At 53.8% G+C, this 13,726-nt stretch carries 10 protein-coding genes; all 10 read right to left on the bottom strand.

Annotation, left to right across the window (positions count from 1 at the left end):
- Window positions 1-1,091 (bottom strand): hypothetical protein (locus FBQ85_15755; protein ID MDL1876604.1); only part of this gene is annotated, 1,091 nt, incomplete at its 3' end.
- Window positions 1,088-1,783 carry a response regulator transcription factor gene (locus FBQ85_15750; protein MDL1876603.1) on the bottom strand — a complete coding sequence of 232 codons (696 nt, stop codon included), beginning with the start codon at window positions 1,781-1,783 and terminating at the stop codon, window positions 1,088-1,090. The genes FBQ85_15755 and FBQ85_15750, both read right to left, overlap by 4 nt.
- A gap of 67 nt (window positions 1,784-1,850) precedes the next feature.
- Window positions 1,851-4,118 carry a tetratricopeptide repeat protein gene (locus tag FBQ85_15745; GenBank protein ID MDL1876602.1) on the bottom strand — a complete coding sequence of 756 codons (2,268 nt, stop codon included), beginning with the start codon at window positions 4,116-4,118 and terminating at the stop codon, window positions 1,851-1,853.
- Window positions 4,119-4,146: 28 nt separating this feature from the next.
- Window positions 4,147-5,550: an aminoglycoside phosphotransferase family protein gene (locus tag FBQ85_15740; GenBank protein ID MDL1876601.1), complete on the bottom strand. Its 1,404-nt coding sequence runs from the start codon at window positions 5,548-5,550 to the stop codon at window positions 4,147-4,149.
- A gap of 352 nt (window positions 5,551-5,902) precedes the next feature.
- Entirely contained in the window at window positions 5,903-7,105 is a 1,203-nt protein-coding gene (locus FBQ85_15735) for a glycosyltransferase family 4 protein (GenBank protein ID MDL1876600.1), read from the bottom strand.
- A gap of 69 nt (window positions 7,106-7,174) precedes the next feature.
- A complete protein-coding gene (locus tag FBQ85_15730; GenBank protein MDL1876599.1) occupies window positions 7,175-8,443 on the bottom strand; it encodes a glycosyltransferase family 4 protein in 1,269 nt (422 codons plus the stop codon).
- Entirely contained in the window at window positions 8,425-9,966 is a 1,542-nt protein-coding gene (locus FBQ85_15725) for a sensor histidine kinase (GenBank protein ID MDL1876598.1), read from the bottom strand. The genes FBQ85_15730 and FBQ85_15725 overlap by 19 nt, the downstream gene beginning before the upstream one ends.
- A gap of 38 nt (window positions 9,967-10,004) precedes the next feature.
- Window positions 10,005-11,405, bottom strand: coding sequence for an aminoglycoside phosphotransferase family protein (locus FBQ85_15720; protein MDL1876597.1), 1,401 nt, complete (start codon window positions 11,403-11,405; stop codon window positions 10,005-10,007).
- 41 nt (window positions 11,406-11,446) lie between these two features.
- Entirely contained in the window at window positions 11,447-12,901 is a 1,455-nt protein-coding gene (locus FBQ85_15715; GenBank protein ID MDL1876596.1) for an aminoglycoside phosphotransferase family protein, read from the bottom strand.
- Between the two features lie 214 nt (window positions 12,902-13,115).
- Window positions 13,116-13,726: ATP-binding cassette domain-containing protein (locus FBQ85_15710; GenBank protein MDL1876595.1), on the bottom strand; the 611-nt coding region annotated here is incomplete at its 5' end.

The raw sequence follows: 13,726 nt of genomic DNA, 5'->3' as shown, positions 1-13,726 counted from the left end.
TCTACCACCGCTTCCACGCCGGCGGAACGGTCGATGCCCAGCTCGAAGCAGCGCACGTTCCCGGCAAAGCGGCGCAAAACCTCCAGGCGATTCTTCGCCTGGCCGATATTGGGCCAATGCATCTCCAGCGCGGCGGCATACCAACTGTAATCATCCAGCTCGCGTGTCAAACGATTGATCGCGACCATTTTTTCCGCGGCCAGCTCCGAGCGGAGCGACCTCACAAATCGCTGCGGCGTAAACTGCGGCAAAAAGAGCGCGGCCGGCTTGACTTTTTGCGATTGCCCGTTCGTGCGCAGATGAAAAAACCATTTTTTCTTCAGTCCTTCCGGAAATGCCATCGGCGCCAGGCCTTCAGGGTTTTCGCCGAGCATGGCCAGACTGCCGGCGTCGAGCCGAATCGGCTCGTTGCAGGGATAAATGAAATCGCCGTCGGTGAATATTAAATTTTCAGAAACCAGCGAAATGCCGGGTTGCTGCAACAGCGCAACGCACGTGGTGGTCTTGCCGACGCCGCCGAGGCCGCCGATGATTATTCCGCCGTTCGCACTCGCCAGCGCCGAAGCGTGCAAAATCGTCCAGCCGCGGAAATTTTCCAAATACCACATCAGCGGATAATAAACTAAATAGCTCATCAGGCTGAAATATTTGGTGTATTCGTAATCCGGCGTCGTCTCGATCTTTTGCGAATGATACCGGTACGCCACGTCGAAGAGCAATGAGTCTCCTTCACGGCTGAAACGAAGCTGCAAGCCCGGCATGCGCAGCGTATTCAGCCAGATCAGCTCGTGGTCGTTGCCCAGCATGCGCTTGCCGATCACGTTCAGCGCGCCATCCGCCGGAAAGGGATTGGCTTGCGCGTCCCACTCGCCTTGCGACCACGTACACCGCACCACCAAATTCGGCGATGCCACCGGCACGCCCGCCAAGCCATTAAGATGCTCGGCGGCATACTCAATCAACGGCGCGTGAGGCGATTCCAGCGTCAACGAGGCGCCGTGCATGCGGACGCCGAGCGCAGTGGTTGGTTGATCAGCGACTTGTTTCTTGTTGCTCGTTGCCAGTTGGTCATTCATATCTTCTAGTTTCATTTTGCAATTTCAAACAAATACCCGGCTCCGCGCACGGTCTTGATGTAACGCGGGTTTTCCGGATCCGGCTCGATATGCTTGCGCAAGCGCAGAATATGGTTGTCGACTGTGCGGGTAGTCGGATAAACATCGTAGCCCCAAATGTCATCCAAGAGCCGGTCGCGCGTGATTAACTCGCCCGGATGTTGAATGAAATATTCCAGCAAGCGGAATTCACGATTCGTCAACTCTTGCAGCTTGCCGGCTTTATAAACTTCATGCCGTTTGAAATCCACCACCACCTCGTCGAAGGAATATTTCTCCGGAACGGCGGCTGCCGCAGTAGCCGTGCCTTCGCGGCGTAAATGCGCCCGCACCCGCGCCAGCAACTCCCGCAAGCTGAACGGCTTGGTCACGTAATCATCCGCGCCTAGCTCCAGGCCGAGAACTTTGTCGTTCTCTTCGGATTTGGAGGTGAGCATAATCACCGGCGTTTTGGCGCCTTCGTCGCGCAGACGTTTGCAGATTTCCAGGCCGCTCATGCCCGGCAGCATCAAATCGAGAATGAGCAAATCCGGCTGGCGTTCTTTGGCGAGACGCAAGCCTTCGCCGCCGGTGCGCGCAACGTATGTTTCGTAACCTTCATCTTGCAACGCGCCTTCCAAACCCAAAACGATGGCTGCGTCGTCTTCGACGATCAGGATTTTTTTCATTTTTTTTGACCGTAGATTCGCTTAACTGTTAAGCGGGAAGAACATCCGGGACAGCAATTTTTCTGGTTTATGAAGAAACCTCTATGGCGTAACTTCGATTTCCCGGCCGCTGCGAAGCGCCTTTTGCGCCTCCTCCCTCCAAAGAATTTTCCAGCATCACCGACTCAGGGATCGGCAGTGTAAATGTGAACGTCGAGCCTTGGCCCACTTCACTGCGGACGCTGATTTCGCCGCCGTGCGCGCGAACGATTTGCCGCGCCAGGGTCAACCCCAAGCCCATGCCGCCCTGCTTTTGTGAATTGAGCCGCTGATCGGCGCGATAAAAATCTTCAAATACTTTGGAAAGTTCCGCCGCAGCGATACCGATGCCGCGATCACTCACTTCGATCACAACGTTGGCGTTTTTTTGATAAGCGCGTACGCGAATGTCTTTCACCGCATCGCTGTATTTCACCGCGTTACTCAACAAGTTCAAAATCACCTGTGAAATCGCGTCTGCGTCCAGGCGCAATTCCGGCAAGGGCTCGGCAATATCCAGCGCCAGCATGAAGCCCTGCTCTTCGGCATGCGGGCGGAACGAATCGACTGCCATGCGCACGACGGCTGCCGGGTCTTCATATTCAAAATTATACTGTTTGACGCCGCGCTCGATCTTGGAGAAATCGAGCACGTTCTCGATCAACCGGCCCAGCCGGCTGCACTCGCGGCGGATGATGCCCAAATAATTCTCTGCCCGCGCTTTGAAATTTTCAGGAGCCGTTGCGGATTGCCCGGCCAATTGCATCTCCAAAAGCTCGGCCAGCATTTTGATCGAAGCCAGCGGTGTGCGCAGCTCGTGCGAAACATTCGAGACGAACGTTGATTTCATCTGCGAGAGATAAGCTTCGCGCCGCGCGCGGCGGATGAAAATATACGCGCCCAACAAAATACTGAGCAATAAAAGCGAGATCAACCACAGTGAGAGCGTCGTGCGAAAATCCCACCGTTGTGCCGCCGGCGCCGCCTCGCTGAGATACACTGCGACTTGCCAAAACTCAAACGGCTCTTCCAACGTCCGCACCGCAATCGGCGGCTCTGTCGATCTGGCGGTGCCGATCACATAATCGCCAGATTCGTTCAATATCGCCAGCGTCACCTGATCGCTGGATTTCAAATTGCGCAGAATCGTCGGAAACAGCTTTTGCCGGAGTTGCTCTAAATTGATCTGCAATCCCAGAAGGCCGGTGGTGTAAATACCGCTGGGATCGGGCAGAGCCCGGTAGGCGAGCAAGAAGGGATCGCCATCCGCTTCTTCGGAAACATAGCGGAACTTGGCTTTATACTCCTTGCGCGCAATCACCATTTCGTAAAGTTTGCGATCCAAAAGCTGCAAGAAATACTTCTCGCGAATGTGTTTCTTGCTCTGCTCGGCGAGCGCTTCCAGCTCTGCTTGATAACTTTGCGAAGCGGACAATTCCGGCGAGGCTAAAAGTCGCGGCGCCAAATTCCGGATTTGATCCAAGAAAAACGAGTATTGCAGCGGGCTGATGACATCGCTGCGTTCCAGCAAGTCCTGATTGAAGCGAAAAAGCGTCTCGACCGCCTCCTGGTCGCGCTCGAGATTATCCAGCGCAACTGCGATTTGATATTGCGCCGGGAAGCGCAGATACATTTTGTTCAAGTCACGCATTTCAGGATATTTCACCAGCAAATCCTGAAACGTTGTCAACGCCTCCGTCCATTCTCCCTGTTTCATCAACGCGCGTCCAACATAACTTTCGGCCATGGCGCGCAATTGCGAGCTGGTGACTTGCGCGGCAATCTCCCGATACGTCGCAATCGCGCCTTTCAAGTCGTAACTAAGGTATTCCAGCTCTTCCCCGCGCGTCACGAGCCGGTTAAAAAGTTCATGCTCGCGGTGAAACAGTTCGCTCTCCATAGGCGCTTGCTCGGGTGGAGAACCGGCCTCACGCAAACTGAGATCAGGAGGATACGCAACTTTGCCCGGCGCGGTGAGCAAATAACACGCGGCAATCAGCGGCTCTGTTTGTGTCAGTTCATCAAGTTCTTCGGGGGCGGGAATACGCTCGTCTTTATCAATAATTCTCTTAACTGTCGAGCTCCAGCGTTTCTCGACATCTTCAAGCTCGTCATCGATCTCCCGTGCGGCCAGGCGCGCAAACTGGCTGTAGCTCTCCTGCAACCGTTCTTTCGAGAGTAATTTCTCATTTTCAATGGCGCGCAAACTGAAATACGCCAAAAGCCCGCTGGGAATGAGAATCAGCCCCAAAAAAATCAGCCCCACACGGATTTCATTCCACTGCCTTTTGAGCATTTTGAATAAGGTGTTCAACATTTATGATGACGCCATTCGCATTTCACTTTCATGGCAACAGCTTCCACAACGCCGTCAGGTCCGCATCAGCCGTCGTTTTCCGGCATCCTGCCAACACGGCCTCGGACAGCGCCAGCATAGCCTCGACTTTTTGCGCAGCCTCCGCATGAAAATGCTTGAGGTATTTATACGCTTGCTTTCGAATGAGCAAATCTGCCAAAAACCACAGCACCACCTCCGCCGGCACCAGCGCTTTTGCGGCATATCCTGCAATAAAATGACGGACAATGTCATGCCGCTGCGGTTGCGCAAGACGATTCTGGGTTTCCAGGTAGTATAGGGATGAAAGAAAATTTGCCAGATCACAGGCCGGCTGGCCCATGCGCAAGCTGTCGAAATCGATCAGCGCCAGGTCGTCACCATGTATAAAAATATGGTTCAAGCGAAAGGTACCGTGCAACAAGACAGTGGACGACTCATCCCACGGCACCGCCTCAAGCTGATCGAAGAGCCGCTGCAATCTTGGTTGCAGGTTGGGATAAGCTGCGGCGATTTTTTGTATGACGTTCTGGACGTCGGCCAGCTCGCCCGCGCGTGTAACATTTCTTTTAACCCGCATGCGTGCGCGGTGAAAATCTGCCAACATCCCTCCGACGGCCGGTATCACCCGCGCCAAATCGATTTCGGCAAGCACACACTCCAGATTTTTACCGGGAATTTCTTCGATAAAAACCGTTGCGCTACTCGCCTCCCAAGCCAGGGCTCGAGGCAAACGCGCGGGCAGATATTTTTCATTTCCGGACCACGCTTGACGCATCGCCACCAGATCATCGTACTGTCGCCTGGCCTTTTCTGCGCCCGCCAACTGTTTGGCAATGAACGAAATTTCTTTCGACAAGCTCGGCGCTGATTCTGTTGTCATTTTGATCCGGCAGCGCGTCGTGCAACGTTTAGTCGGAACGTAACGCAGAATCTCCGTTTTCGCCTCCTGTACTTCCCACGCTTTGCCTTCGAGCACGCCGTTGGCAATCTCATGCAGATGCATTGCAGCCCACCGATGCAGTTCCGCTTCGGTAAGCAGATGCAACTTCTCGTCGTTGGGAAATGCCACCACAATCATCTCGGCTTCCGGAACTAGCGCAACCGTGCGGCCCAAAGCCGGCCGGATTTTGGCTTTCGCCGCCATGTTCTCGTGTTCAGCCGCAAGCCGCTCACGCGGAACAACATATCCGACATACAGCGGCCGCCGCGCTTCAGGGCCTGAATGTTGCAATTCAATTTCATACAGCACAACCGCCCGTTGCGATGATTCGCCACGATAGAGGATCTCAACCTGAGCGATCGTGCCGGCAATTTCGTTTTCATCCCACAGATAGCGCGGCAGATTTTCTTTGAGCCAGTGGGTGTTGAGGGCCAGGGGCTGAGATGAATATAGATTTGCGAGCTTGTTCATGTTCGGCTATCTAATCCGCCAGTTTTTCCAGTAAACCATCGCCTCCATCCGTGGCAAAAATAGTCCAGCAGACAGCAACAGCGCAGCGGATGAAATGCTTTTATCCGTTGCGCTGTTTCGCGCCACTGGAAAAAACTTGTTGCATACACGGAGAATCTCAACTTTCAAAATCTACGCCAGATTTCAGACAAGATGAAATCCGAAGCTCTTCGAGCAGCGTTGAAGACTTCGCCCACAGAAGCAGAACTGCCACAGAAAGAAAAAGCCTTTTCGGTGGGATTTCATTTGTATGGGCGAAACACTTTCAGTCCCGCCGCTGCAGGATTATTCCAACTTTGATAAGCTAATTGCCCTATTCACGTTTTCTTCTTGACGATTCATCCAGGATCGTTTCATAGACCCCCAGCCAATCGCTGAATTCCCGTGCAGGCGTCATCGCGGAGACGGTTGCAGCAGCGTTGGCTGCAAGACGTTCCCGCAATGCCGGGTTCTCCATCACCTCGACGAGGGCTTGGGTGATTTCTTCCGACGATCCCGGGTTAACCAACAAGCCATTTTCATGGTCACGAATGATTTCCGGAATCGCACCGGCACGGCTGCCAATGATCACTTTTTTCATCGTCATGGCTTCCAGCATGGAAAGCGGACAGCCTTCGGAGAACAATGAGGGAAAGACCAAAACGTCAAAAAGCTGTAAATAGTCAGCCATACGGTCCGATGGAATTTTCCCGGTAATAACAGTGCGCTGCTGCAAACCGTAGTCGTGCAGCATTTGCAGGTGCGGCTGCCGGTCATCCTCGCTGAAGAAATCTCCTGCCAGCAGTAGACTAAAATCAAAACGATTGCCGAAATCAGCCAAGGCCTTGAAGAGATAAACCAGACCTTTCTTATATCGAAACAGCCCGGCGGTACCAATAACTGTACCCTTGAGATTCAATTCGGGACGCGCTTGCGGCCGCAGCCGCGTGAGATCGACCGAATTGAGAATCGTTTTGGCCTTGCCAGCAATCGGCGTGATCGCGCGATCGGCTAAATCCGTCAAGCTCGTGGCTACCGAAGTGACATAGTCGGCGTTTTCCAACGACGAGCGAATGAACGGCAGGCGCAGCGGGTCGAAGGCATACTTGCCAATGTCATTGCCGCGGATCGAAGCGATCATCTTCACGCCGTGCAGCCGCCCGACCAGTCCCGCGACAAAAGCCGCGGGGTAAAGAAAAAACGCATGCAAGACGTCATAATGATAACGCTGCTGAAAATGTTCGAGCGCGTGAAACATCTCGCGATTGTAGCGCGTCAAGACCTCGCCATCCACAAAGGCAACGCCCTCTTCGCGTTTGGGATGAAAAACTTTGACACGATGCACGAGCACCTCGCCCTCCTGCGTGCTCGAACAGCTTTCATCAAACGGCAACGGTGTGGGATGTTTTTGCAGCGCGACCACGTGAACCTGCATGCCCCGGCTTGCCAAAATATTTGCCACGCGAAACGCCGAATGTCCGACTCCGCCGACTTGCGGCGGATACTGGCCAGTAACGATGCAGGTTTTTATTTTCATGGTAATTTCAAGTCTTGTGATTATTGGAGCGAGATACGTAAAACGTAAGTCGTCATAGCGCTTTACGCTTTACGCTTTACACTTTATGCTTTCAGCAATCTGCACCACCAGCCGCGCATTGTTGTCCCACGTTCGTTCGGTTTCCACCCACGCGCGGGCATTTTCGCCGAGGCGGCGGCACAGCGGTGAATCGCTCACAAGCTGCACGAGCGCGGCTTGCAGCGCCGCGATATTTCCAGGCTCGAACAACACACCGGTTTCGCCGTTGGCGATCACTTCTTCCACCTGGCCGATTCGTCCGCCGACCACCGGTTTGCCCATCGCCATGTATTCAAAAATTTTGATGGGCGAGTAATAAAAATTCTCGCTGGGAATGTACGGCGCGACGGCAATGTCCATCGCCGAGATGTAGCGCGGGATGTCGTCATAAGGCACGTTGCCGGTAAACGTCACCGCGCCGTTCAAATCGTGCATTTGCGCATAATTCTCCAACTGCGCCCGGCCTGGCCCATCGCCGACGATGAGCAAATGCGCATTGGGTGCCGTAGTGTGCAACGCGCGAAATGCGGCGAGCAATGTTTCGATGCCATGCCACGGCTTGAGGCTGCCGACGAAACCGATGACCCGCTTGCCTTCGAGTTGATGCCGCGCCCGCACGCTGTGATCGCCGCGCGCTTTGGCAAAGCGCTGCGGATCGACCGAATTGGGCAAAATCTGAATGCGTGAGGGCGGCACGCCGCATGATATCACAAATTCCTGCAACTGCCGCGAGACCACGATCACCTGGTCGGCGTCGCGAAAAATGTGGCGCTCGGTTTCTGCCGCCAGCGCTTTCATTTCCATGCCGCGCGTTTTTTCCTGCTCGTACGCCAACGGCGCATTCACTTCCAAAATATGCGGCACGCCAAGCTCGCGCGCCAGTCGGATGCCGGCGGCAGCGAACAGCGTGTAACGTTCATAAATAAAATCAACCGGGTGCGCGCGCAGATATTCACGGACTTTTTCGTACAGGGTCAAATTGTAGAGCAAATTGCGCAACTCCTGGCGGACGCGCGTTTTCATGCCCAAAAACTCGTCGAGCGCTTCCAGCTCTTGCGCAACGAGCAGATGCCGCTCTGCCGCAGGAACGGGCAGCAATGCCACGCTTTCATCAAGTACCTCCCTCACCCTTGCGTCTCCCAGCTCTTCGATTGCCGGTGAAACGATAGAAACCGCATGGCCGGCTTTGCGCAGCGCAGCCACCATTTCGCGCACGTGGATGGAGGCGCCTTTGTAGCCAAAAATGGGAACGCCAAAATCGGCGCTGATATAAGCAATGTTCATAACGCTTGTTCGCATTGTCGCAGTAACGCATCCACGCCCGCTTCCCACTTTTTCCCGGCTAGTTCAAGAACCTGTGGCAGACGTCGAAGCAACGCGTCGATCATGAAAAACGGCAAGTCTTCCTGCCACGCCGCCGGCGCGTTGGCAAAATAAGTTTCCAGAAAAACCTTGCGGCCGGCATAATAAAAATCCGGATCCGCTTTTTTGCGAAGTACGTAGAATCGCAACAAATCAGCCAGAAAACCGCCGAGATCAAATCCTGGATGAGAGTACCGGCATTTGTCAAAGCGATAGAAGCAGAATCGGCCGTCGTCATATAGGATCGAACGCCATTCTAATGCGCCATGAATGGGAACCCGTTCATAACTTCTCAGCGTGGCGAGGCGTGCCGAAAGATGATCATAAAGTTGCTGAGCCCGCTCGGCCAGCCGCGGGCTGGCTTGCGCCAATTTGGCCAGGACCATTTCCCCCTCTGAACGATGCTCTGCAAGCACGTCCTCCAAGCCATCATCGTCCTTCATGACAATCATACACTGGTGCCAGGCGCGCAAGCTGTTGGCAACCATTTGGATGACCTTCGCGACTTCTTGAAAATCAAATTGATTTTGCAGATACTCTTGCAGGCCCATCGCGGGGTTGAAATTGAAGAGCACTAGCGAGGGATGCTTAAAAACCGCCACGGGTGGCGGAATGTGGATGCCGGTTTTGCCTTCCAACAGCTGCATGTGGAGCTGTCCGGCCACGGAAAACTCGCCTGCGGCAGCATGCTCCGGCAACAGTCTTCCAGCTAAGATGAATTGGCCTACTTCTTCTGATTCAGCCTTGCGATACCCGAGAACGTATTTGATCTCTGGCCGATCCTCGAACTGCTGCTCAGGCATGTCAATGCGACAGGACGCAAGTGTCGCTTTATTCTCTTGAAACCAGGCCAACTCCGCTGCCAAAAAGGATTTCATGAATTCTTCGTCGCCTGCCAGCCCGAGGGCGGAATCTTCCCTCGCCATAAGAGCTGTTCCAGACGCTTGCGAGCACAAGAAACGAATAAGCAGCGTGCGGCCGCCGTGGGCATAACTAATGATTGATTTTGTTCGGTTAAAATATACAAAACCTGAGCCGCCATGCGTAAAATAATGTTCATTGCCGTTAAAACGGTGAAGAATGCCTTGGACATCGAAACCATCTCCTTCATCGGAAATGGCGACGACGGTACCGGTGTTGGTGGCGACAACCTCCACAGTAATTTGCCTGGCCGGGTCTTTTCGGTTTCCCCATTTGTACGCGTTGCCAAGACCTTTCTTCAGGGGATAGATGAGATCGCGGATCAATTGATCCGATGGAGTGTTTGCGAATCGCTTTGCCAGCGCACGATTGAGCAGCGGCAATAGGTTGTCCGGCGTCTGCCCGCGAATAACGAGACGCGCCTCGTCCAGTGAAGCGAACAGCGGATCAGTCGGATCGACTGAACATTCTGACAAAATATTTTCCGAAGCGCTGATCTCGGCTAGCATTTGCTCCCTGGTGTAATTCAAAGCTATCATTATTTTGCGCTTTTCATTCCCGCGTTGTGTTTTATGCCTTATGCTTTTCTTTTCGCAACCTCAAGCCACTCTGCAATCAGATCAAAGGCCAGCGGCATGTTAGCTAGAGCTTTCACTTCAGAGCGCTTGAGCGACGAATGCATTTTCCCCAAAAGAAACGCAACGAGATACCAAGCCAGGCGCCGCCGATCACAATGCCAAGAAACTCGTTGTTGATATTCAGCCCAAAAGCTTTCGAGACTCTCACGGATCGGCGGCGCCGGAATGCCGTCACTCACGATCAAATAAAGAATGGAAGCAAAGAATTCCGCGACATCATAAAGCGGATCCCCGCGTGAAATCGAATCGAAATCCACCAACGCCAACTCTGCCTCGCGGCACAAAAGCTGCGCCACTTTAAACGAGCCGTGAATCGTCGCAACCGTGGAATGATTGGCGATCTCGGGCGCCAACTCCGCCAAGGTTTTCGCCGCCGCCGTCAAAACCGCCTGCTTCTCCGGCAGGAATGCCGCAATATCATCGGCATCGCCGTAGGCGTTTTCAATTGCCTTTGCCGGCGCCGGGCCACCGGCAAGAGGCACATGCGGAATTTCAACCTGGTGCAAGGCCGCCAGCATCGCCGCAATTTTGGGCATGAACCCGGAGTGCGGCAGACTGACCCAGCCGCGCTCGCGCATAACAGAACCGAACTTCGTTCCTTGCCACGCCTGTTGCCAAAGCGTATTCGCGGTATCGAGATTGGCAATCGGCGCCGGAATATTCAGCACGCCGTTGTTGCACGCCGGGCTGGCGCAGACGGCGCTCAGGACGTCGTAAACATAACGGCTGTTCGCGCTGTTGTAGGTTTTGCTGTAAAAAACAATCTGCCGTTGCTGGTTCACCGCGCCAGCCACCACGAACTCGTAGCGCAAAACGCAACGCCGCGTCGGCATGTATTTGATTTTGTGGCAAGTCACTTCGCGGCACGTCCACTCGCGCGACAATCCGAAATTGGGCAGCCGCTCCTCAATCTGCCGCTTGACAAATTCCGGCTCCAAGAGCTGGCCGAGATACGGCATCTTAACATCATAAGGAAAGGCGTGCAACTCCATGTTCATTTCCTGCCACGCGCTAACGGGCTTCCAAAAATCACAGCCCGGCCATTGCAGCGGTTTTTCTTTCAGCACCGCTTTATGATTTTCGCCGTTGGCCGACATCTTGGCAAAAATCCATTGATCGTACGAACGGCGGTCGCGATCGTGACCGGACAAGCGATAAGTGATGTTGCACTCTTTGCCCGGCCGGTGCTGCAATCGGCTGATTTGGCAATCATTTACTTTCAAGCCGCGGCTGGGATATTGGTTGCGAAAATAGTCCTCGAATGCCGCCGCCATGATTTTAGTGTCGGTTGCCTGCTGCAATTGCGGCAGCTTATGGTCATGAATCGTGCCGTTTGTCATAATAATTTTCGTTCGTGTTGTGAGTCAAAGGCTGTGACGATTTACATCGCGCCAACGGTGTTGAGCCAATCTTCGCAAATGGCTTTGCCGGCCGTTTCGATTTGCTGCAAAGCGCGGCGCTCAAGATTTTTGGTGGAGGAATAGAATTTCGTCATCAAAAAAGCCAGAGCATACCAGCCGATACGGCGGCGGTCGCACGCCCAAGGCACTTGCTCGGCGTAGCTGCGATAAAACGCCTCAGAGGCAACGGCAATGCGTTCGCTGTCCAGGCCGCGCGTCAATCCCATGTACTGCAAAGAGGCAATCAGCTCGGCGACATCGTGAATCGGATCGCCCAACGTCACCGCATCGAAATCCACCAGCGCCAGCTCGTTGCCGCGCGCCAGCATTTGTTCGATCCGACAGGCGCCGTGAATCGGCACAGCCGGCATTTCCTGTTTGTCAAAAACAGGCTTCGTCGCGTGCAACAGCTCGAGCACGCGGCTCACCAACGCCTGCTGTTGCGGCCACAATCTGAGCAGCTTCGCCGCGTCTTCATCGGCTTTCTCCAAAACCTCGTTGAGATTAGGAGCGGCATCGAAGCCATTGGCCGGGCTGCGATGGAACGAGGCCAGAACCAAAGCGACGCGCCGGAAAATATCCTGCCAATCATATTGATCAATGACATCGAGCAAAGCATGTCCCGGCCACTCTTCCTGCCAGAACGTGTGCAAACCGTCAAAGTGCAGCAGCGGGCGGGGAATGTTGACAGCCGCACTCTTCACGGTCAATTGCTCGTAAGCCGATTTGAGCATGTCAAAATGGTAGCGGCTATTCCCATTATTATAAATTTTGCAGTAGAACGTTTTTTCGTGTGATTTGCCGGACGGGTCGAGCAGATTGACGTGATAGCGCAAGACGCAGCGTTTGCTCGGCATGAATTTGATGCGATCGTAATAGAATTCGGGGCAACGCCATTGGGCTGCCGAGCCGTTGGCAGACACGCCGAAGGCCTCGAGATTGGCTTCAACTTGTTGGCGGACATAAGCCGAATCCACGGACTGCGGCAGCGTTTCCAAATCCGGATCCTGCGGAAAAACCCAGAGAATCATGTTCAAATCGCGCCAAAAGCTAATGGGCGGCAAGGGCCGCAAAAACTCATGCGCTGAGGGCGTTGGTTTAAGCCCGGCCAGCGCTTTTTCAAAGCGTTCTTCTTCGGTACCGGCGGGCACCGTGCGGCCATAAATCCATTCGTCGGTTTCGGCGCCGGAAACGTGACGGAGCGCCAGACGATAGAGCACGCCGCAATGCTTTCCCGGCCGATAGTAGACTTTTTCAATGGCGCATTTCATCACTTGCCATTTGGGATCGACGCCCGAAGCGTGCAAATAGCGCGTGAATTGCTCCGGCATGGCGTTGACATCCATGACCGTAGCAACTAATGGAAGCGTGGGGTCGTCGAACAAGCCCAGCCGGCTGTTGTACGAAGGTGTTGACATGATGATCTCCATATCCAAAGTTGCGCGTGCTCAAGTTGCTTAAGGTGATGAAGAGTGCTTGCTCAAAAACTTTTGAGAAAGCAAAACGACTTCAGACAAAATTATTGAGAAGCATTAGGCAGGATTATTTGACCAGAATAATTTTAAATCATTCTGCCGTCAAATTATTTTGCCATGCCGCTTTTAAAAATTTTTCTATCCAACATTTCTCTGCCATTATGAAATGCAAAGGCTAACTCGCCACGGCCTGCTCTTCACGCAAAACCGCGGTTTCGTTTTCACTCATGAGGGCTGCGGTTGCCGCTTCCAGCGGCGGCCGTTGCTGCAACTCGTAAAGCTCACGATATTCCCGATTCGTGCGCAGCAATTCTTCGTGCGTGCCATAGGCTGCGAGCTTGCCCGCTTCCAGCACTAAAATTTTATCCGCGTTGGCAATGGTGGAAAATTTGTGCGCGATGATGAACGTTGTTCTCCGATTCGTCAGCTCATCCAGGGCTTCGTGAATTTGCGCCTCGGCTTTGGCGTCCAATGCGGTGGCCGGCTCATCCAAAATCAAAATCGGGGTGTTGCGAATAATGGCGCGCGCGATGTTGAGGCGCTGCCGCTGGCCGCCGGAAAGATTTTCGCCGCCTTCTTCGATCACGGTGTCGTAGCCCTCCGGCATTTGTATGATGAAATCATGCGCATGCGCCAGCTTGGCGGCGTTAATGATTTCCTCCTCGGTGGCATCGACTTTACCGAAGCCGATGTTTTCGCGGACGGTTTTGTTGAAGAGCTTGGCGTCTTGCATCAAGATTGTGACTTGATCACGCAGCGATTTAAGGGTGATTTCGCGGAGATTGT

Source organism: Cytophagia bacterium CHB2, from assembly GCA_030263535.1.
GTDB lineage: Bacteria > Zhuqueibacterota > Zhuqueibacteria > Zhuqueibacterales > Zhuqueibacteraceae > Coneutiohabitans.
The sequence above is the reverse complement of the archived record's forward strand: the minus strand, read 5'-3'. Positions and strand labels throughout refer to the sequence as shown.